General features: G+C 64.5%; 18 protein-coding genes, 1 pseudogene and 1 riboswitch. Of the genes and pseudogenes, 12 read left to right on the plus strand and 7 right to left on the minus strand.

Translation table 11 applies throughout. From position 1 onward, the window contains the following. Genes fliI through fliF form a run of 4 tightly spaced genes read right to left on the minus strand, consistent with a single transcriptional unit; the run spans window position 1 to window position 5,098 of the window. Window positions 1-1,650: a flagellar protein export ATPase FliI gene (gene fliI, locus BCA01S_RS11385; protein WP_027776988.1), complete on the minus strand. Its 1,650-nt coding sequence runs from the start codon at window positions 1,648-1,650 to the stop codon at window positions 1-3. Beyond that, window positions 1,644-2,327 (minus strand): flagellar assembly protein FliH, encoded by a 684-nt coding sequence (gene fliH / locus BCA01S_RS11390; RefSeq protein ID WP_027776989.1) that lies wholly within the window; start codon window positions 2,325-2,327, stop codon window positions 1,644-1,646. Before fliH ends, fliI begins: the two co-directional genes overlap by 7 nt. Further along, window positions 2,314-3,309: a flagellar motor switch protein FliG gene (gene fliG / locus BCA01S_RS11395; RefSeq protein ID WP_027776990.1), complete on the minus strand. Its 996-nt coding sequence runs from the start codon at window positions 3,307-3,309 to the stop codon at window positions 2,314-2,316. Before fliG ends, fliH begins: the two co-directional genes overlap by 14 nt. Further along, window positions 3,299-5,098: a flagellar basal-body MS-ring/collar protein FliF gene (gene fliF / locus BCA01S_RS11400; RefSeq protein WP_027776991.1), complete on the minus strand. Its 1,800-nt coding sequence runs from the start codon at window positions 5,096-5,098 to the stop codon at window positions 3,299-3,301. Before fliF ends, fliG begins: the two co-directional genes overlap by 11 nt. Before the next feature lie 236 nt (window positions 5,099-5,334). Between fliF and fliE the strand changes: the two genes are divergently transcribed. The 5 genes from fliE to BCA01S_RS11425 all read left to right on the plus strand — a co-directional run bounded on the left by fliE (window position 5,335) and on the right by BCA01S_RS11425 (window position 8,580). Further along, window positions 5,335-5,685 (plus strand): flagellar hook-basal body complex protein FliE, encoded by a 351-nt coding sequence (gene fliE, locus BCA01S_RS11405; RefSeq protein ID WP_027776992.1) that lies wholly within the window; start codon window positions 5,335-5,337, stop codon window positions 5,683-5,685. A gap of 238 nt (window positions 5,686-5,923) precedes the next feature. After that, a complete protein-coding gene (gene fliS, locus BCA01S_RS11410; protein WP_027776993.1) occupies window positions 5,924-6,358 on the plus strand; it encodes a flagellar export chaperone FliS in 435 nt (144 codons plus the stop codon). Next, window positions 6,355-6,681 (plus strand): flagellar protein FliT, encoded by a 327-nt coding sequence (locus BCA01S_RS11415; RefSeq protein WP_027776994.1) that lies wholly within the window; start codon window positions 6,355-6,357, stop codon window positions 6,679-6,681. Before fliS ends, BCA01S_RS11415 begins: the two co-directional genes overlap by 4 nt. A 67-nt stretch (window positions 6,682-6,748) precedes the next feature. Continuing rightward, window positions 6,749-8,221 (plus strand): flagellar hook-length control protein FliK, encoded by a 1,473-nt coding sequence (gene fliK / locus BCA01S_RS11420; RefSeq protein ID WP_027776995.1) that lies wholly within the window; start codon window positions 6,749-6,751, stop codon window positions 8,219-8,221. Then, window positions 8,221-8,580, plus strand: a complete 360-nt coding sequence (locus BCA01S_RS11425) for an EscU/YscU/HrcU family type III secretion system export apparatus switch protein (protein WP_027776996.1) — start codon at window positions 8,221-8,223, stop codon at window positions 8,578-8,580. The genes fliK and BCA01S_RS11425 overlap by 1 nt, the downstream gene beginning before the upstream one ends. 35 nt (window positions 8,581-8,615) lie before the next feature. On the opposite strand, the gene BCA01S_RS11430 is transcribed toward BCA01S_RS11425, so the two are convergent. Then, window positions 8,616-10,034, minus strand: coding sequence for a coniferyl aldehyde dehydrogenase (locus BCA01S_RS11430; RefSeq protein WP_027776997.1), 1,419 nt, complete (start codon window positions 10,032-10,034; stop codon window positions 8,616-8,618). Between the two features lie 95 nt (window positions 10,035-10,129). Then, window positions 10,130-11,839, minus strand: coding sequence for an isovaleryl-CoA dehydrogenase (locus BCA01S_RS11435; protein ID WP_027776998.1), 1,710 nt, complete (start codon window positions 11,837-11,839; stop codon window positions 10,130-10,132). 521 nt (window positions 11,840-12,360) lie between these two features. Between BCA01S_RS11435 and BCA01S_RS11440 the strand changes: the two are divergent. Further along, window positions 12,361-13,368, plus strand: a pseudogene (locus BCA01S_RS11440) (GMC family oxidoreductase); the annotation flags it as partial. A gap of 121 nt (window positions 13,369-13,489) precedes the next feature. Beyond that, complete coding sequence (locus BCA01S_RS11445) at window positions 13,490-13,843, plus strand: OmpA family protein (RefSeq protein ID WP_425176390.1); 354 nt, start codon at window positions 13,490-13,492, stop codon at window positions 13,841-13,843. A gap of 66 nt (window positions 13,844-13,909) precedes the next feature. Here the strand turns inward: BCA01S_RS11445 and BCA01S_RS11450 are convergent, their stop codons facing one another. Continuing rightward, window positions 13,910-14,860, minus strand: coding sequence for a LysR family transcriptional regulator (locus tag BCA01S_RS11450; RefSeq protein WP_027777001.1), 951 nt, complete (start codon window positions 14,858-14,860; stop codon window positions 13,910-13,912). Window positions 14,861-15,050: 190 nt separating this feature from the next. On the opposite strand from BCA01S_RS11450, the gene BCA01S_RS11460 reads away from it, so the two are divergent. From BCA01S_RS11460 to BCA01S_RS11480, 5 genes are all read left to right on the plus strand, one after another. Further along, the gene (locus BCA01S_RS11460; protein WP_027777003.1) at window positions 15,051-15,860 is read left to right on the plus strand and encodes a glycosyltransferase family 2 protein; all 810 of its coding nucleotides are present in this window, start codon (window positions 15,051-15,053) and stop codon (window positions 15,858-15,860) included. Between the two features lie 154 nt (window positions 15,861-16,014). Next, window positions 16,015-16,153: riboswitch (S-adenosyl-L-homocysteine riboswitch) on the plus strand. 32 nt (window positions 16,154-16,185) lie between these two features. Then, the gene (gene ahcY / locus BCA01S_RS11465; RefSeq protein WP_020070781.1) at window positions 16,186-17,607 is read left to right on the plus strand and encodes an adenosylhomocysteinase; all 1,422 of its coding nucleotides are present in this window, start codon (window positions 16,186-16,188) and stop codon (window positions 17,605-17,607) included. A 147-nt stretch (window positions 17,608-17,754) separates the two neighbouring features. Beyond that, the gene (locus BCA01S_RS11470) at window positions 17,755-18,108 is read left to right on the plus strand and encodes a phage holin family protein (RefSeq protein ID WP_006052549.1); all 354 of its coding nucleotides are present in this window, start codon (window positions 17,755-17,757) and stop codon (window positions 18,106-18,108) included. 11 nt (window positions 18,109-18,119) lie between these two features. Further along, window positions 18,120-18,950 (plus strand): methylenetetrahydrofolate reductase [NAD(P)H], encoded by an 831-nt coding sequence (gene metF / locus BCA01S_RS11475; protein WP_027777004.1) that lies wholly within the window; start codon window positions 18,120-18,122, stop codon window positions 18,948-18,950. A gap of 343 nt (window positions 18,951-19,293) precedes the next feature. Next, window positions 19,294-20,922, plus strand: a complete 1,629-nt coding sequence (locus tag BCA01S_RS11480; protein WP_027777005.1) for an ABC transporter substrate-binding protein — start codon at window positions 19,294-19,296, stop codon at window positions 20,920-20,922. The last annotated feature ends 63 nt before the right edge of the window (window positions 20,923-20,985 follow it).

Here is a 20,985-nt window from a genome sequence, read left to right on the forward strand (position 1 = left end):
TCAGGCTCCTTGGGCAAACAGCGCGTCCAGCATCTCGACACTCGGTTCAAAGTTCGCGCACTCACGAAAGCCTTGCTGCAGGAAGGCTTCCATCCGCGGATAAAGCGCGATCGCGCGGTCGAGCAACGCGTCACGTCCGCTCGAATAAGCACCAACGTTGATCAGATCGCGGTTGCGCTGATAGCGCGACAGCATCTGCTTGAACATACGCGTTTTGTCCAGATGGTTATCGTCGATCAGCGCGGTCATTGCGCGGCTAATCGACGCTTCGATGTCGATTGCCGGATAGTGGCCGGCTTCCGCGAGCGAGCGCGACAGCACGATGTGGCCGTCGAGAATCGCACGCGCCGAGTCCGCAATCGGGTCCTGCTGGTCGTCGCCTTCGGTCAGCACCGTGTAGAACGCGGTGATCGAACCGCCGCCCGCCGGACCGTTGCCAGTTCGCTCGACGAGCGCCGGGAGCTTCGCGAACACAGAAGGCGGGTAGCCTTTCGTCGCGGGCGGCTCGCCGACGGCCAGCGCGATTTCGCGCTGCGCCATCGCGTAGCGGGTCAGCGAATCCATTAGCAGCAACACGTGCTTGCCCTGATCGCGGAAATATTCGGCGAGCGACGTCGAATACGACGCGGCCTGCATCCGCAAAAGCGGTGAGACGTCGGCCGGCGCGGCGATCACGACGGAGCGCGCGAGCCCTTCCTCGCCAAGAATCTGTTCGATGAATTCCTTCACTTCGCGGCCGCGCTCGCCGATCAGGCCGATCACGATCACTTCGGCGCTGGTATAGCGCGCCATCGTGCCGAGCAGCACCGATTTACCGACGCCCGAGCCTGCGAACAGCCCCATGCGCTGGCCGCGTCCCACGGTCAACAGCGCGTTGATCGCGCGCACGCCGACGTCGAGCACCTTGTGAATCGGCTCCCGGTTCAGCGGATTGATGACCGGCGCGGACAGCGGCGCGTCGGCATGCGCGCCCAGTGGGCCGAGTCCGTCGAGCGGGCGGCCGGATGCATCGAGCACGCGGCCAAGCAGTTCCCAGCCGACCGGCAGACGCTTCGCGCCCGCCATCGGATCGGCGATCGGCGCGCTTTCGAGCGGGTAGACGCGCGCGCCGGGCAGCAGGCCGATCACTTCGGTGGTGGGCATCAGGAACAGCTTGTCGCCGGAGAAGCCGACGACTTCCGCTTCAGCCATCGGCAGCGAACTGCCCGGCGGCAGTTCGATCATCACTTCGGCGCCTACCGAAAGGCGCAATCCAACGGCTTCGAGCACGAGACCGGCTGCGCGCGTCAGGCGTCCGCAGGCGCGCATCGGCTTCGCGATCGCGTTGCGCGCGCGCAGTGCGTCGAGCCGGCCGCGCCAGGCTTGCATATGCGGGTTGCTGTCGAGCGCGGGATCGTATGCAGCAGGAGCCGCGGCGCTTGCTGCTTTGGCGACGGCCGGACTCGCACCCATACCAGCGCCCGCAGCCGGCGCCGACTCGCGGCTCGCGGCCGCGCCCGTCACCGGATGAGCATGACCCGGGTCAGCCGCCGTCGCGGCTGTCGAGACTGCGTTCGCGAACGCCTCGGCGCCGAACGACGCCAGCGCCAGCTCGCGTTCGAGCGGCGTCAGGTCGCTTGCGCGGATTTCCTCGAGCGTCGGTTTCACCATGTACTCACTTTGCCGAGCGCCGCGGCAACGCGTTCCCAGCGTGTATCGATGCCGGCGTCCACCTCGCCGCTGCCGGCCTGCGCGCGGCAGCCGCCACGCTCCACGGCCGGATCGGTGCGCACGGTCCAACCGCGTGTTTGCAGTTCTTCCATCAGATACGCTTCGACCACCGGCAGATCGGCGGGGCTCACGATCAACGCGGGCGCGCCGATCAGCGCCGGTTCCGCCGCGAGCACCTCGCGGGCGGCGGCGATCAGCGCGGTCGGGTCGTGCTGCACGTGCTGGCGCACCACCTGTTGCGCGATGTCGAGCGCGAGCGCGACGAGCGTCTCCGAAATGGCGCCTTGCGCGCCGTCGAGCGCGGCCTTGAAGGTTTCGGCGAGCGCGGCGAGTCGCGCAGCTTCCTCGCGCGCTTCGCTTCGGCCCTGTTCAAAGCCTTGCGCGTGGCCCTGGTCGTATCCCGCCTGATAACCGAGCGCCTGGCCGGCCACGTGGCCGGATGCGATGCCCTGCGCGTGCGCGGCTTCGCGCAGGCGCTCAAGCTCGGCTTCGAAAGCCGCTTCGTCGATCTCGGACGTGGGCGGTGCCGGCGGCACCGGATCGAATGAGGCCATCTCCCAGCGCTGGTAGGCCGAGAGGCTTTCCTTTGCCGTGGAGTTGCGATTAGACATATGCATCTTCCGCCTTGCCGCCAATCACGATCTGGCCGCTTTCTGCCAGATTGCGCACGATCTGCAGGATACGGCGCTGTTGCGTCTCGACTTCGGAGACGCGAACCGGGCCGCGCGCGTCGAGGTCTTCCGCGAGCAGCTCGGCTGCACGCTGGGACATGTTCGACAGGAACTTCTGACGCAGTGCAGGCGCTGCGCCCTTCAGCGAGATAATCAGCGCTTCCGATTCGACTTCCTTCAGCAGCAACTGGATCGCGCGGTCTTCCAGGTCGAGCAGGTTCTCGAACACGAACATCTGGTCGACGATCTTCTGCGCGAGTTCCGCGTCGTACTGGCGGACGTTCTCGATGACGCCTTCCTCGTGGTTGCTCGACATGAAGTTGAGGATTTCCGCCGCCGTGCGAATGCCGCCCATCGGGCTGCGCTTCAGGTTGTCGCTGCCCGACAGCAAGTGCGTGAGCACGTCGTCGAGTTCGCGCAGCGCGGCCGGCTGGATACCGTCGAGCGTCGCGATTCGCAACAGCACGTCGTTACGCAGACGCTCCGTGAAACACGCGACGATTTCCGACGCCTGATCGCGGTCGAGGTGAACGAGAATCGTCGCGATGATCTGCGGGTGCTCGTTCTTGATCAGTTCCGCGACGGCCGGCGAGTCCATCCACTTCAGGCCTTCGATACCGCTGGTGTCGCTGCCTTGCAGGATCCGGTCGATGATCGCGCCGGCCTTGTCGTCGCCCAGCGCCTTCGTCAACACCGAACGGATGTACTCGTTCGAGTCCAGCGACATGCCGGTGTGCTTTTCCGCCTCGCGCACGAACTCGTGCAGCACCACGTCGATCTCGTCGCGCGTCACGGCCTTCATGGCGGCCATTGCGACGCCGATCTTCTGAACTTCACGCGGTCCAAGGAACTTGAACACTTGCGCGGCTTCTTCCTCGCCGATCGACATCAGCAGAAGCGCGCTCTTCATTACGCCTTCAGCGCTCATCGGTCACCCAATTTTTGACGACTGTTGCAACGATCTTCGGATCCTGGCGCGCGATGCTGCGTGCGAACTCCAGGTTCCGCTCATATTTGTGTTTCGCGTTTTCCAGCGCCAGCAGTTCGCTGTCGCTGGCGTCGATTTCGACGTTGCCGTTGGCGCGTTCCGCGGTCGGGATGCCGTCGAGCAGGATCGGCTCGTCCGGCGACGGCAGCGCCGCGGCGACGACCGGTTCCGGCGGCGGGAAGGCGCGGCGCAGCGCCGGCTTCACCATCACGAAGTAGAGGAACAGGGCGACGGCGCCAATGCCGAGATACGTCGCGATCTGCTTGTACAGAGCCAGCATGTCGTGCGTGCGCCACCACGGCAGGTCCGCATTCGGGTCCACGTCGGCGGTGAACGGGCTGTTGACCACGTTGACCGAGTCGCCGCGCTGCGCGTCGAAGCCCATCGCGTCCTTCACAAGCTGGTTGACCTGCGCGAGCTTGTCGGCGGTGACCGGCTGCATCGTCGCGTGACCCTTGCCGTCGACCACGCGCAGATAGTTGACCACCACAGCCACCGACAGGCGCTTGATGCCGCCCATCGGCTGCTCGAGGTGACGCACGGTCTTGTCGAGCTCGTAATTCGTGGTCATGTCCTTACGATCGCTGACGGGCGTCGTCGTCACGCCGCCGCTCGCGCCATTGGGCGCATTGATCGGCGCGGAAGCAGGCTGCGGCGGCTGATTCGACAGCGCGCCCGGCACGCCCGACGCGCCGCCTTGCGACATTTCCGTCGCGGTGCTCGATTGCTGGCTGCGGATCGCCGCCTGTTGCGGGTTGCCGTTCGGGCCGTAGTTTTCGGAAGTCTGTTCGGTGCGCGAGAAGTCGATGTCGGCGCTCACCTGCGAATGCGCATTGCCGGCGCCGAAGAGCGGCGCAAGAATCGCGTCGATGCGCTGCTGCGTATTGCGCTCGATCTGCTGGCGATACTTCAGTTGCGACGCGTCGAGACCGCCGCCAACCGACGGCTGCGTCAACAGGTTGCCGTCCTGATCGAGAATGGTCACGCCCTTGACCGGCATTTCCGGCACCGCGGAAGACACCATGTGCGTGATCGCCAGCACCTGGCCTTCGTCGAGCGCGCGGCCCGGATAGAGATTGACGAGCACCGACGCCGACGGCGCTTCCTTGTCGCGGACGAACACGGAGGGCTTCGGAATCGCCAGATGGACGCGCGCCGACTTGACCGACGAAACGGATTCGATCGTGCGTTCGAGCTCGCCTTCCAGCGCGCGCTGATAGTTGATCTGCTCGGCGAACTGGCTGATGCCGAACTTCTGGTTGTCCATCAGTTCGAAGCCGACCGAGCCGCTCTTCGGCAGGCCTTGCGATGCGAGGCGCAACCGCATCTCGTGCACCTGCTCGGCCGGCACGAGGATCGCGCCGCCCGACTCGGAAAACTTGTACGGAATGTTGGCCTGCTGCAGCGCGGTGATGATCGCGCCGCCGTCGCGGTCGGACAAGTTGCTGTAGAGCACCTTGTAGTCCGGGGCACGCGACCACAGGAACAGACCCGCCACCACGGCCACAAGCAGCGCCACCGCGAAAATCAGGGGGGCGCGCGGGTTGCCGCGCATTTGCGTGAGGCCTGACAGGCGCTGGCCGAAATTGCCGCCGAGGCCGCCACCGAGGCCGCCCAGGTCAGCGTTACCGCCGGGCTGACCGGCGCCCGCCGCTGCCGCGCCGGGCTGTGCGCCGGCGAGGCCCATGCGGGCGTCGGGGTTGATCAAAGAGTTGGCTGACGAATCCATGCGTCGGGTTTCTCCGGGAAGCCTTTTGCGTTCTGCCGCTCAACCGCACCGAGGCTCGGCGGGAGTATGGACAGATACTTTCACGACTGAAATTATCCGCACGGCAGGCGCGCCCGATTGCTTGAATAGAGCCGGGTTTCCCCCCTAGTTTCGGGGCTTTCCAGGAAAGCCCGCTGCTATGCTTTCGTCCAGATCGGTACGGTTTGGTCGTGCCGCTCGTTATTCCTGGAGAGAACATGACTTTGCCCGTGAACGCGCTTTCGTCGGCGCTGCAACAATTGCAGTCGATGGCGGCGCAGGCCGCCGGCGGCAGCACCGCCGCTGCCGGCGCTTCGGCAGCAGGTGAGTCCGGTGCGGCTACCGCCGGCGGTTTTGCGTCGGCACTGAAGGCTTCGTTGGACAAGATCAGCGGCGATCAGACCAAGGCGGTCGGCGAATCGCAGGCGTTCGAGCTTGGCGCGTCGAATGTTTCGCTGAACGACGTGATGGTCGACATGCAGAAGGCGAACGTCGGCTTCCAGTTCGGCCTGCAGGTCCGCAACAAGCTGGTGTCCGCCTATAACGACATCATGCAGATGCAGGTCTGATCGAGGCTGCGGCCATGGCGGCAAGAATGTTCCGCCCGCCCGGCTGCAACTGCCCGCGTGACACACGCCGCGCGCCCCTGAGGGCGCGCGCAACCTGCACCCCTTAATCCTCCTTACACCGGCCTAAAGCTTTCTCGCTGCGTATCCGATAACCAGATACAGGCATGAATCGGGGTGCGCTTACGCATCGCGATGGGCTGCCACGACCAACCGTAGTTGCATTTGAGGAGGAGCGCCGATGTTTTCCCCAGGACACTCTGGAGCCAATGCGTATGCACGCGTGGGCGTCGAGACAGGGGTGATGGGCGCGAGTCCGCATCGTCTGATCGTGATGTTGTATCAGGGGGCCCGGCAGGCAATCGCGCAAGCGCGGATGCATTTGCAGCAGGGCAATGTGCCCGGTCGTGGAGAGGCGATCGGCAAGGCGATTCAGATCGTCGAAAGCGGGCTGCAACAGTCGCTCAACCTTGAGGTGGGCGGTGAGATTGCAGAGCGGCTGAACGCGCTATATAGCTATATGTCGCGCCGGCTGCTCGAAGCCAACATAAAAGAGAGCGAGGCAATGCTGGTCGAAGTAGATGGCCTGCTGGCCACGCTCGAAGAGGCATGGATCGGGATTGCCCCGGAGATAGCGCGAATGGCTGCTCAGCCGGTCGCGGAAAGCATGAGATGACATCGAACGCAGAATACTTTGCCCGCTACGAGGCCATTGCAGCGTTGTCCTGCCGCATGCTGATGGCTGCCCGACGCGCCCTGTGGAACGATCTGGTCCACTTGCAGGATGAATACCGGCTGCTCGTCGACACGCTGAAAGAGGCGGAGACGGGCGTCAAACTCGACGAGACGGAACGCCTGCGCAAATACGCGCTGATCCGGCAAATCCTCGCCGACGACGCCGCGATCCGCGACCTGGCCAATCCGAGCCTCGCCAAACTGTCGGCGTTGTTCGGCGGCCGGCCGTCCCGGGTGCTCAAGGAGCTGTACGGGGCGCGCTGAGGGTGGCCGCAAGGCGTCTGATTGTGTGAATTGAGCGCGTTGCCGCCAATGTGATCAAGGAATCGGCATGAACGGAATCGACACGGCCGTCGCATCGCTCCTCGCGACCCGCGTCGACAGCCTGCTCAACATTGCCCCCGGCAGCGCGGCCACCGCCCAGACGGGCGCGGCCGACGTCGAGACCGCGCCGACAACGCCCGCTCCGGCCGCTCCTGTTGCGCCGCAGCCTTCCGCGCAGACCGCGCTGTCCGCCGTCGCACTCACGCTCAACGCGATCGTGCGCTCCGGCGGCGAGGCGACGCCCGCGATCGTCGGGCAGTTACCGATCTGGCCCGCCGCTCCCGCACTCGACGTCGAGCCGGGCGCTTTGCCGCTCTTCGACGCGCCTGCTCCTTCCAATACCGCATCCAGCGCCGCGGCTTCCGCGGCCACGGCCAATGTCGCGGCGGCCCAGGTGCCGGTGGCGGCGCTCGCGGCCGCGCTTTCGCACACGGTCGGCGACAGCGGCCTCTTCTACGAAGCACACCTCGCGCAATGGCTGAGCGGCCAGCGCTCGCCTGAGACACTCGCGGGCGAAGCACAGAACAAGCTCGTCGCCGCCGCCGCGCAATTACCGTTGAACTGGGCAAGCGATGGGGGCGACGCGTCGTCGGCGCAAGCTGCCGCGAGGCAAGGCATGGGCGCCACGCCGCACGCCTCAGGCGGCGCGGCCGATGCGGGCAGCGCGAATGCCGCGAACCCGAATGCAGCTAACACCGCCGGCCGCCCGATGCCGTCGATCGATACCGTGCAGGCCGCGCGCTTCGTCGCCGGTGAAGTGTTGGCAAGTTCCCTTTCCGACCTGAACGGCCAGACGTCCCATGCGGGCCTGCATAACGCGGCCTCGCCAGCGGCTGACGGCGGCTCGCAGCAGAATCCGCAGGCGGCCGCGGTCCATCCCGCGACGGTGCCGCTCGTGCGCCAGCAACTGGATCTGCTCGCAACCGGCCAGTTCCGCTGGACCGGCGAAGCATGGCCCGGCGCGAAGCTCGACTGGACCATCGAGCAGGAAGGCGACGAGTGGGACCGCAGCGGCGGCGGTGCGGATAGCGAGGACGATCAGCCGTGGCGCACGCGCCTGACGCTGTCGCTGCCGACGCTCGGCACCGTCGACGCCGAATTGACGTTGACCGGCATGCGCCTCGTCGCGCGTGTACAGGCGAGTCCCGGCGGCGCGGCGCGTCTCGCGATGCAGGGCGAAAGTTTTCGCCAGCGGCTCGCGGCGGCGGGCCTCCAGCTGAACGGTTTGACGATTCGTGAGATCGGCGGCGGTGCGCCCGCCACCGGCGCGGCGGCAGCGGGCGCCGCGGCTGCGGCTCAGGCAGCGGCTTCCGCGTATGCGCGGTCGGCTTCGGCGGCGAGCCGGGCGGACGCCGCGGCGTCTGCCGCGTCTGCCGCATCGGGGGCGCCGGCAAGTGCCGCCGCCGGAAAAAGCCGTCGCGCGCCGCACGCGTCGAACGCAGCGGCCGCGCCGCTCGACGATTTCGACTGGGACATGTGATGAGCCGCAAACATCGTCGCAGCGCGGCTGCGCTTGTCTACGACGCACAAGGCGGCGATCCGGCGCCACGCGTGATCGCCAAGGGCTACGGCATGCTCGCCGAGATGATCGTGCAGCGCGCCAAGGAAGCCGGCCTTTATGTGCACGAAGCGCCCGAAATGGTCTCGCTGCTGATGCAGGTGGACCTCGACGCGCGCATTCCGCCGCAGCTCTATCAGGCGGTGGCGGAACTGCTCGCGTGGCTGCATCGGCTGGAAAGCGAGCCGGCGCAGCCAGCGCCGGGCGTCGCGCGCACCGGCGCGGACGATGTCACCGACGTGGTCGCGGTCGATATCGAGGGCGCAACAGGCGCGCGCTAGGCACCCGTCGGGTCAAGCCATGCGGTTGGCGTCGCTCAAAACCGCATCATCAGTTTCAGCAGCGCGCTGACGCGCCTGCCATACGGCGGCGCAATCCATGCGCGCGCGTTCAGTCGCGCTTGCGTCAGTACGGGCTTCATCTTCGAGAAAGTCACGAAGCCTTCGTAGCCGTGATACGCGCCCATTCCACTTGCTCCGACGCCGCCAAACGGCAGGCTTTCGCACGCCAGATGCATCAGCGTTTCGTTGACCGCCATGCCGCCCGCAATGGTTTCGTGCGTGACCCGTTCGATGGTGGCTGCGTCGTCCGCATACAGGTAGAGCGCAAGCGGGCGTGGCCGGGCGTTGATCCACGCGATCGCATCGTCGAGCGTGTCGTACGGCACGACAGGTAGTAGCGGGCCGAAGATTTCCTCCTGCATCAGTTCGCAATCCTGCGGCGCGTTTGTGACGGCGATAGGCGGAAAGCGGCGACTCGCGGCGTCGGGCGCGCTGTCGGTCAGCGGATGCAGTTGCGCGCCGGCGGCCTGCGCTCCGTCGGCGAGACGCTGGAGGCGCGCGAAGTGGCGCGGCGAAATGATCGACGTGTAGTCCGGGTTGTGCACGAAGCCGGGATACATCTTCGCCATCCGCTTGCGCGCCCGCTCGACGAACGCCTGCTCCTTGCCGCGCGGCACGAGCACGTAATCCGGCGCCACACAGGTTTGCCCGGCATTGAGCGTCTTGCCGGCGACGAGGTTGTCCACGGCATTGTCGAACCGCGCATGCGTGCCGATGATCGCCGGTGACTTGCCGCCGAGTTCCAGCGTAACCGGCGTCAAATGCTCGGCGGCGGCACGCATCACTTCGTGGCCAATTTTCGTCGAGCCGGTGAAGAGGAGGTGATCGAAGGGCTGCGCGCTAAATGCGGCGGCGAGCGCGGCGTCGCCGTTCACTACAGCAACGTGATCGCGGGCAAAAGTCTGGCCGATCAGCTGCTCGAACAACGCCGACGTGCGCGGCGTCAACTCGGACATCTTGACGATCGCGCGATTGCCGGCGGTCAGCGCGCTGATGAGCGGTCCGGCGGCGAGCAGCACCGGATAATTCCACGGCACGATAATGCCGACCACGCCGAGCGGCTGCGGCACCACTTTCGCGCGGGCCGGCAGCAACCATTTGTTGGTGCTGCGGCGCTGCGGCTTCATCCACCGCTTGCCGTGCCTCAGGGCGGCGTCGATTTCCTCCTTCACCAACAGAAATTCCGCGAGCAGCACTTCCTGTTTCGCGCGATTGCCGAAGTCGGCGCTCATCGCATCGGCGAGCGCGTCGCGGTTGTCGAGCAGGACTTTGCGCAGCGCTTTCAGATGCGCCGCGCGCGTTTCCCAAGACGGATACGGCGCGCGCAACCAGGCGTGACGCTGACCGTGAAGCAACGCCTCCAGCGCGGCGACCTCGGGCAGATCGTTCTTCATTGTTCATCACTCCCTGATGAAAGATGCGCGGTCGCGCCGCGCCTGTTGGTGTCGTTGCCTGCCGTTTGCTGCGGTTCGTCTGCGGCTTCCAGGCATCAGCCTGGAAAAGCCCGCTCGACAATCGCCGCATGATCGAACGTGGCGGGCAGCGTGCCGTAGACCCGGCCGCTTTCGCCGCAGCCGTTGGCCAGACGCGTGGCGATGAAAGCCTCGGCGACAGCAGCGGGCGCATGCTTGACGAGCAACGTGGCCTGAGCGATCAACACGATCTGCTGCGCGATGCGCCGCGCGGAGGCTTCGCGATCTTCGGCGGGACCATTGAGCGTCGCGGCGAGCTTGCCGAGCGCGGCACTCAACGCCGGATGCGCGGCGGCATCCGCTTGCCATTGCGCGAAGAGCGCTTGCGCCGCTTCAGGCTCGCGCTCCATGGCGCGTAGCACGTCGAGGCACATCACGTTGCCCGAGCCTTCCCAGATCGAATTGACGGGCGCTTCCCGGTAAAAGCGCGCCATCGGACCGGTTTCGACATAACCGTTGCCGCCCCACACTTCCATTGCCTCGCCGGTGAATTCGAGCGTGCGCTTGCACACCCAGTATTTTGCCGCGGGCGTCACGATACGCCGCCACGCTCGCTCGGCGGAGGCTTCCGCCGGGTTCGCGGCAGACGTTGCCGAATCCGCATCCGCGGATTGCTCGAACGCGTGGGCGAGCCGCATGAACAGCACGGTCGCCGCTTCTGATTCCAGGCTGAGGTCGGCGAGCACGTTGCGCATCAACGGTTGATCGACGAGATTGCGCCCAAACGCACTGCGATGGCGCGCGTGATGAATGGCCTGCACGAGCGCCGCGCGCATCAGCGCTGCGCTGCCGATCACGCAATCGAGCCGCGTGTAATTCGCCATTTCGATGATGGTCGGCACGCCGCGCCCTTCGTCGCCGATCATGATGCCGAACGCATCGAGGAATTCGACTTCGCTGCTGGCGTTCGAGCGGTTGCCGAGCTTGTCTTTCAGACGCTGGATCTGCACCGCGTTCTTGCTGCCGTCCGGCGCGAAGCGCGGCACGAAGAAGCAGGAAAGACCGGCGTGATCGTGCGTGCGCGCGAGTACGAGATGGGCGTCGCATTGCGGCGCGGAGAAGAACCACTTGTGGCCCACGAGTTCGTAGGCGCCGCCGCGGCCACCGGCGGCGATCGCACGCGCTTGTGTCTGATTGTTACGCACGTCCGAGCCGCCTTGCTTTTCGGTCATGCCCATGCCGATCATCGCTGAGATTTTTTGCGTGAGCGGCAAGTCGCGTGGATCGTGTTCGCGTGCGTAGAGTTTGTCGCGAAGAGTCTCGAACAATTGCGGTTCGCGCTGCAATACCGGAATGCTGGCGAACGTCATGGTCAACGGGCAAAGAGACCCTGATTCGATCTGCGCATGCAGAAAATATCCGGCACAGCGCGCGGCCATCGCGCCGGGCTGCGGATCGGAAAAAGGCAGCGCGTGCAGCCCCTCGCGACGCAGCAGCGATAGCAGCTCATGCCACGCGGGATGAAACTCAAGCGCGTCGATGCGCTCGCCCCGCGGGCTGTGCGTGGAAAGCTCGGGCGTGTGGCGATTGGCAAGTTCGGCGAGCGCGAGTGTGTCGGGCGTGGTGAGCGCCGCGCCGTGCCGCAACAATGCATCGCGATGCCACACGGCGCCGTCGCGTTCGAGCGCGGCTGAGAGCGCGGCGTCGCTCGAAAACAGGTTGTAGTCCGCGAGCGGCGGGACCTGGTTGGTGACCTCGTGGGTCTGGCCGAAGCTATGGCGTTGCATCTGCTGTCTCCGTTCGCCGCGAGTTCGACGGCGGTTTGCCCGTGCCGGGTCATCGCGCGGTCGGTGTCCTTTGCGTTCGCTTGTTCGCGTTCCGCTTAAGCGTCGTCCGCGGCTGATTCACGACTCATGGACGGCTCGTTCGTGGCACGTTTTTGACCTTGCTCTTCGCGACAGGTCGCCGCGTTCGCGGACGGGTCTGCGGCGCAAACCGGCGCTGCGACGTTTGACCGCTGCGTGTATGCCGCGCAGGAAAAGCGCGACGTCCGCGGACGTTGTTTGAATGCCCCGCGCGACCGTCCGGCGGGCGCGTGTGGGACTTCCATCATAGGGTCGCGGCGCCGCCCATGTTTAGAGTAATCGCTCTGACGCGAAGCCGCCGCTTGCCTCCCGACGCTCCCTACAATGCCGGTGAAACACACGTAGACAAGTGTGCACGAGACAGGGTCCGCGAGCAACGCGGGCTATCAGGAGGAGCGATGGAATACGACTACATCATCGTAGGCGCCGGATCGGGCGGGTGCGCGCTCGCGAGCCGTCTTGCGGACGACTGTCCCGACGCGTCGATTGCCCTCGTCGAAGCGGGGCCGCACACGAACCGCAACCTGCTGGTCAATATGCCGGTCGGCGTCGCGGCGGGCGCCTTCAATTCGCCGCAACTGTTGATGTGCTCCGGCGTCGGGCCGGCCGCGCATCTTCAGGCGCATGGCATCGAGGTGTTGCACGATGCGCCGGAAGTCGGGCAGAACCTGATCGATCACGTCGATTTCACCATCAACAAGCGCGTGTCGTCGATCGAGCCGACGGGCTTTTCGGTCCGCGGCATCGCGCGAATGGTGCCGCAGTTCGTCACCTTTATTCGGCATGGACGCGGCATGCTGTCGAGCAATGTCGCGGAGGCGGGCGGTTTTCTGAAGAGCAAGCCGACGCTCGAGCGGCCTGACCTGCAAGTGCATTTCTGCGCGGCGCTCGTCGACGATCACAACCGTCATATGCATTGGGGGCACGGCTATTCGCTACATGTATGCGTGCTGCGACCGTTCAGCCGGGGCACCGTGACGCTCGCGAGCGCGGATGCGCGCACGGCGCCCGTGATCGATCCGCGTTTCTTCAGCGATTCACGCGATCTGGACCTGCTGGTGGAAGGCGTGCAGATGGCGCGGCGCATTCTCGATGCGCCGTCGCTCGCGCTGCACGGCGGTCGCGAGCTTTACACGCGGCCGGGCCAGACCGACGCGCAATTGCGCGAGGCCATCGCACGCCATGCGGACACGATCTATCACCCGGTCGGCACCTGCCGCATGGGCGGCGACGCGGGCTCCGTGGTCGATCCGCAATTGCGCGTGCGAGGGGTCACCGGGCTGCGGATCGTCGATGCATCGGTGATGCCGACGCTGATCGGCGGCAATACGAATGCGCCCACGGTAATGATCGGCGAACGCGCGGCGGAGTTGATCGCGGCAAGCCGTCGAAAGCCGCAGACGGTGACCGTTCAGGCGACCGCCGTGGCGCCTTCGGGCAACGCGGCATGAATCGAACTCCGCGCGCTCTGCCGCCGAAGTCGAACAGCCAGCATCTCCATCCAAAATAGGAGATAAAACGTCGGCGCTTTCGCCGGCAGCGTGCTCGCTCAACTCAAGGCCGTGTCGGCGCATATCGAGCAGCCCACGCCAGCGGCAAAGCCCGCACACGAGCGAGAGCGCGCATGTACCCACGCCGGCAGCGGAAGACTTGAACCAGTTCGCGCGCGTGCTGAACGCGTGTGCGCGCAACGGCCGGGCGGCGAAGCTCGAAGTGGCGGGATACTCTGACAACGTGGGCAGCGAACAGGCCAATCTCCAACTGTCGAAGCAGCGCGCCGAGGCGGTTCGCTCGTACCTCGTTAAAACCGGCGCTCCGGCAGATTCGCTGAGTGCCCAAGGTTACGGCCAGGCGCACCCGATTCAACCCAACGACACCGCAAGCGGACGCTTTGCCAACCGCCGCATCGAGTTCGTTGCACAGTAATGAGTTAGATGCTGCTTGCAAATGCGTTAGCGACACGCCCCCCGCGACGCGCCGGGCGGCGCGTTGTCATTCAGAACGCGGTGTTTGAAGCGGCGCGGCAATGCCGGTCAGACCGAGCATCAGATCGTCGCCGGCCCGACCGGGTAGCGTCTCGCGCGCCACGTCGAGCCACGCGCGCGCAGCATGCGACAAATACCCATTGCGGCGCCAGCCAATCGCCATTTCCCATGGAATTTCCGGTTCGGCGACCGGCCGGCAAGTGAACTGCGCGGCATCCAGTCGCCGGCAATAGGGTGCAGGCAGCAGCGCAATGCCGACGCCAGCCAGCACGAGCGCCGCCATGAAATCCCAATGTCCGCTGCGTCCGACAATAGTTGGCGCGAAGCCCGCACTGCGGCAGGCGCCGAGCACTACGTCGTTGAGCGCGAGGCTTTCGCCGTAGAACACGAACGGTTCGTCCGCGAGTTGGGCGAGCGGCACTACGCGAAGCTCGTCCCACCGGGAGCCGGCGCGCGCGACGAGCCAAAGCAACTGGCGCGTGATCGGCAGCACGTCGATATTGTCGGGGTCCACCGGCTGGAGAACGCCCCCGAGTTCCAGCTCTCCGTTGATCAGCGCGGTCTCGATTGCGCGGGAGCCCTGCTCGAAAAGCTTCAGTTCGATTTTCGGGTAGCGCTGGCGGAACGTGGCGATAGCGGGCGTGAAGAGCGAACCGCCCATCGGCGGAATTCCAATGGTGAGTTCGCCGTGACCGAGCGTGCCGAGGTCGTTGAGTTCGGCTTGCAGCTGCGCGTGCGCTGCAAGCACTTCCTGGCCGCGCTGATAGACGATTCGGCCGGCGTCGGTGAGCACCATCTGCCGGCCGTCGCGCAGCAGCAGCGGGGAGCCGATCTCGTCTTCGAGCGATTTCACCATCTTGCTGATGGTCGGTTGGGTGACGAACATCTGCTCGGCGGCGACAGTGAAGCTCTGCTGACGAACGACTTCGACGAAATAGCGCAGCGCACGCAGTTCCACGATCAGACTCCGGATTCCATATTGGAATGAATCCGGAGATTGTAAGTCATCAAATTTATAGCGGCGAGGGTGATGAAGGTCGCTTGCGGACAGCGCGCATGAAGCCCGCGCGATTTCGAGATGAGCCTTCCGGCGCCCGCGCTACCATCGCCGGTTTTGCCGCGCCCGCCGCCCGCCACGGCTTCTGCCCATGACATCCGCTCACCCCATTTCCGTCGTTATTCCGTGCTACAACGGCGCCTCGACGCTTGCCCGGGCTCTCGAAAGCTGCCGGCTCCAGCCGGAGGCGGCGCAGATCATCGTCGTGGACGACGCCTCCACCGATTCGTCCGCTGAACTCGCCCTTCGGTACGCGGGGACCGACTCGCGCGTGGCGCTGCTGCGCATGCCCTGCAACGGCGGCGCAGCACAGGCGCGCAATTGGGGCGCGCTGCATGCGTCGCACGATCTGCTCGCCTTCCTCGATGCCGACGACGAATATCTGCCCGGCGCATTGGCTGCCGCAAGCGCGTTCCTCGCGCAGAACCCGAAACAGGTGTCGGTGCGCCTCGACGTCGAGTACGTTGGTTTTCCTCGCGAAATCGCCGGTCACCAGGACTTCGCCCAGCATGCGGCAACGCTCAGCAATACGGTGCCGAGCAGTCTCATCGTGCGTCGGGCGGCGTACGCGGCGCTCGGCGGCTTTCCTATGGATGACGCGTTTCGCCGTATCGGCGGCGAGGACGGCGCATTTTCGTGGGCGCTCCGCGAAATTTTCGGCAATCCACGGCTCGCGGACGCGAAGCGCGTGCGCATGCATTACCACTCGGGCATCCACGCTGAGCGCTACTTCCGCGTTGCGTTCGGCTGGCTGACGCCCGATCCCGCCGACGTCGCCGAAGCTTTCCGCTTTTCGCGGCAGTTTCTCGACAGAGCGCGAGCGGGCATCGTCCAGTTGCACGGCGCGCAGATGACCGCCGAAGCTGGCGCGCATGCGGCAGGCGGCGCGGCCGCTGTGTAACCCAGCGCAAACGCCGGCCGCCTGACGCCGCCGCAAAAGACGACCGCAACGCAACGCCGCGGCAACGCCACCCCAAAAAAGCCCGCCCCCAAAAGCCCACCCCAAACCGATCCTCACGCCCCGAAGCCATCTCGATTTGCTACAATCGCCGTTCGTCTTCGAGGAGCGTTGCGACGGGTACCGCGAATCAGCATATATTCGCCGGCCGCCCGCCAGGCTCGAAGGCTTCAATCGGAAGGACCGGATGCGCATTGCGCTTTCCTGTCCACCGCATCGAACCGCGCTCACGTCAAATTTCTAGTCACTACTTAGAAAGGAGGGCGTGATGAACGCCGCAGTTATCGATTCCCAAGCTTCCCAGGATTACATCGTTGCCGACATGTCGCTTGCCGACTGGGGCCGCAAGGAACTCACCATTGCAGAGACGGAAATGCCCGGTCTCATGCAAACGCGTGACGAATACAAGGCGCAGCAGCCGCTGAAGGGCGCGCGAATCGCAGGTTCGTTGCACATGACTATCCAGACCGGCGTGCTGATCGAAACGCTGACCGCGCTCGGCGCGGACGTGCGCTGGGCATCGTGCAATATCTTCTCGACGCAGGATCACGCCGCTGCGGCAATCGCCAAGGCCGGCACGCCGGTGTTCGCGTTCAAGGGCGAGTCGCTCGACGAATACTGGGAGTTCTCGCACCGCATTTTCGAATGGCCGAACGGCGAGTTCGCGAACATGATTCTCGACGACGGCGGCGACGCGACGTTGCTGCTGATCCTCGGCTCGAAGGCGGAGAAAGACCGCTCGGTGATCGCCAAGCCGACCAACGAGGAAGAGGTCGCGCTGTACAAGTCGATCGAGCGTCATCTGGACGCTGACCCGACGTGGTATTCCACGCGTCTCGCTCACATCCAGGGCGTGACGGAAGAGACCACGACCGGCGTGCATCGTCTGTATCAGATGGAAAAAGAAGGCCGCCTGCCGTTCCCGGCGATTAACGTCAACGACTCGGTCACCAAGTCGAAGTTCGACAACCTGTATGGCTGCCGCGAGTCGCTCGTCGATGGCATCAAGCGCGCGACCGACGTGATGATCGCGGGCAAGATCGCCGTGGTGGCCGGTTACGGCGACGTGGGCAAGGGCTGCGCGCAATCGCTGCGCGGTCTCGGCGCAACCGTGTGGGTCACCGAAATCGATCCGATCTGCGCACTGCAGGCTGCGATGGAAGGCTACCGCGTGGTGACGATGGAATACGCGGCGGACAAAGCCGACATCTTCGTCACGGCAACGGGCAACTACCACGTGATCAACCACGATCACATGAAGGCGATGCGCCACAACGCGATCGTCTGCAACATCGGTCACTTCGATTCGGAAATCGACGTGGCCTCGACGCGTCAGTACCAGTGGGACAACATCAAGCCGCAAGTCGACCACATCATTTTCCCGGACGGCAAGCGCGTGATTCTGCTGGCTGAAGGCCGCCTCGTGAACCTGGGCTGCGCGACGGGCCACCCGTCGTTCGTTATGTCGAACTCGTTCACGAACCAGACGCTCGCACAGATCGAGCTGTTCACGCAAGGCAAGAAGTACGAGAACCGCGTGTACGTGCTGCCCAAGCATCTGGACGAGAAGGTCGCGCGTCTGCATCTGGCGCGCATCGGTGCGAACCTGACCGTGTTGTCGGACGCGCAGGCGGGCTACATCGGCGTCGACAAGAACGGTCCGTTCAAGCCGAACCACTACCGCTATTAAGTACGCGTTCCGGTATGCCCTTCGCGCGCAAGCCCGAGGGCAGCCTGAAAACATGATGGTGTGACGACGGGGCGGCGCTTAGGCGCCGCTTTGCTCGCCATGCCTGCCTTTTCGTTCAACGGACATCCTGCCTGCAAGGAGCTTTACATGACCGTTCTGCTGACCTGGCTGATCAATGCACTGGCGCTGCTGATCATCACTTACCTCGTTCCGTCGATTCATATCCGCAGCTTTGGCACCGCGTTGATCGTCGCGGTAGTCCTCGGATTGATCAACACGGTCCTGCGGCCGGTGCTGATTCTGTTGACGCTGCCCGTCACGATCGTCACGCTCGGGCTCTTCATTCTGGTGGTCAATGCGCTGTGCTTCTGGCTGTGCGCGTCGCTGCTGAAGGGCTTCGAAGTGTCGGGTTTCTGGTCGGCGTTCTTCGGCTCGATTCTGTATAGCATCGTGTCATGGCTGCTGTCCGCGCTCATTTTCGGCAACCGCAGTCTCGGTTGACATACTGAACCATGAACCCGATCGAACTTTCATTCGAATTCTTCCCGCCGAAAACGCAGGAAGGCGTCGACAAGCTGCGCGCAACGCGCGCGCAACTCGCTTTACTCAAGCCCAAGTTCGTGTCCGTCACGTTTGGCGCAGGCGGCTCGACGCAGCAGGGCACGCTCGACACCGTCGTCGATATGGCGAAGGAAGGGCTCGAGGCGGCGCCGCATCTGTCGTGCATCGGCTCGTCCAAAGAGAGCTTGCGCGCGATTCTCAACGAGTACCGCGCGCATGGCATTCGCCATATCGTCGCGCTGCGCGGCGACCTGCCGTCCGGCATGGGCGAAGTCGGCGAGTTGCGTTATGCGTCGGAACTGGTGAGCTTTATCCGCGCCGAATTCGGCGACTGGTTCTGGATCGAGGTGGCGGGCTACCCGGAATATCATCCGCAGTCGCGTTCGCCGCGTCACGATCTCGAAAACTTCGCCCGCAAGGTGAAGGCCGGCGCCAATTCCGCGATCACTCAGTACTTCTTCAACGCGGACGCGTATTTCCGTTTTGTCGACGACGCAAGGAAACTCGGCGTCGACGTGCCGATCGTGCCGGGCATCATGCCGATCACGAACTTTTCGCAGCTCATGCGCTTTTCAGAGATGTGCGGCGCGGAAGTGCCGCGCTGGATCGCGCGCCGGCTGGAGAGTTTCGGCGACGACCGCGAGTCGATTCGCGCGTTCGGGCTCGACGTGGTGACGGACCTGTGCAGGCGTCTGATCAGCGCGAAGGTACCGGGTCTGCATTTCTACACGCTTAACGGCGCTGCGGCGACCACGGCGATCTGCGAGCGCCTGGGCGGTTAAACCGCTGACTCGTCGTTGGTGCTGGCCGTTGTTGCTGGCCGTTGTGCTGGCCGTTGTTGCCCATTGTGGTCCAGAGGCCGCCGTGCGGATTCATGCGCGGCGGCTCTGGTGAATTGTCTCTTCCCAGCACTTTTCCCACATTTCCAATCAGAACAACTCGAAACGATTCCACAAGAATCGCTGCGATGGCCTACTCTGAAAGTCATTCGAAAGAGGTCTTGAAATATCCGCGCAGGCGCGCCGGCTGCGGCGTGGCGGATAATTTCCTCTGCTTGTGACACCGGGGAAAGCTCAGTAATATCGCGCTACGCTGGCGTCAGCCAGCCCCGAACCTGGAGGAAACATGAAGCAAAACAACCTGTTGCGCGCCGCGCGTGTTACGACGCTCGTCGCAGCTGCAGCGGCATCGATGGTGGGTGCGCAAAGCGCGCGCGCCGAGATTCCGAACAAGACACTCGTTTACTGCTCAGAAGGCAGCCCTGCGGGTTTCGATCCGGCCCAATACACCACGGGCACCGATTTCACGGCCAATACGTTCACCGTCTATAACCGCCTCGTCGAGTTCGAGCGTGGCGGCACCAAGGTCGAGCCGGGCCTCGCCGAAAAGTGGGATGTCTCCGCGGACGGCAAGACGTACACGTTCCATCTGCGTCACGGCGTGAAGTTCCAGACCACGTCGTTCTTCAAGCCGACGCGCGAATTCAACGCAGATGACGTCATCTTCACCTTCGAGCGCATGCTCGACGCGAACCAGCCGTTCCACAAGGCCTACCCGGTGCAGTTCCCGTACTTCACCGACATGGGTCTGGACAAGCTGATCACGAAGGTCGAAAAGGTCGATCCGTACACGGTCAAGTTCACGCTGAAGGAAGTCAACGCGCCGTTCATCCAGAACCTGGCCATGGAATACGCGTCGGTTCTGTCGGCTGAATACGGCGACCAGTTGCTGAAGGCCGGCAAAGCCGCCGACATCAACCAGTTCCCGGTCGGCACGGGTCCGTTCATCTTCCGCAGCTATACGAAAGACGCGACTATCCGTTTCGACGGCAATCCCGAATACTGGAAGCCGAACGCGGTCAAGATTTCAAAGCTGATCTTCTCGATCACGCCGGACGCCGGCGTGCGCGTGCAGAAACTGAAGCGCGACGAATGCCAGGTGATGAGCTATCCGCGCCCGGCCGATATTGCACCGCTGAAGGCCGAATCGAGTCTCGCGATGCCGTCGCAGCCTGGCTTCAACCTGGGCTACCTCGCGTACAACGTGACGCACAAGCCGGTCGACAAGGTCGAAGTGCGTCAGGCGCTCGACATGGCGATCAACAAGAAGGCGATCGTCGATTCCGTGTACCAGGGCGCAGGCCAGGCCGCCACGAACCCGATGCCGCCGACCCAATGGTCCTACGACAAGAACCTGAAGGGCGCATCGTACGACGCGGACAAGGCCAAGGCGCTGCTTGCAAAGGCCGGTTATCCGAACGGCTTCGACATCACGCTGTGGGCGATGCCGGTGCAACGCGCATATAACCCGAACGCGCGTCTGATGGCGGAAATGATCCAGGCTGACTGGGCCAAGATCGGCGTCAAGGCGAAGATCGTCACGTACGAGTGGGGCGAGTACATCAAGCGCGCCCACGCAGGTGAGGACGACACGATGCTGATCGGCTGGACAGGCGACAATGGCGATCCGGACAACTGGCTCGGCACGCTGCTTGGCTGCGAAGCGGTGAACGGCAACAACTTCTCGAAGTGGTGCTACAAGCCTTTCGACGATCTGATCCAGAAGGGTCGTTCGACGTCCGACCAGGGCGCGCGCACGACGGCATACACGCAGGCGCAGCAGATCTTCGCGCAGCAACTGCCGTTCTCGCCGATCGCTCACTCGACGGTCTACCAGCCTGTTAGCAAGAAGGTGGTCGACATGCGTATCGAGCCGCTCGGCTACGCTCGCTTCGACGGCGTCAGCGTCAAGTAAGGCGCCCGATATTGAGTCAGGCAAGTCGTAAAATTCGCGCAGTACGCTTTTCGCACGGTTAGC

The sequence above is a fragment of the Paraburkholderia caledonica NBRC 102488 genome (assembly GCF_000685095.1).
GTDB lineage: Bacteria > Pseudomonadota > Gammaproteobacteria > Burkholderiales > Burkholderiaceae > Paraburkholderia > Paraburkholderia caledonica.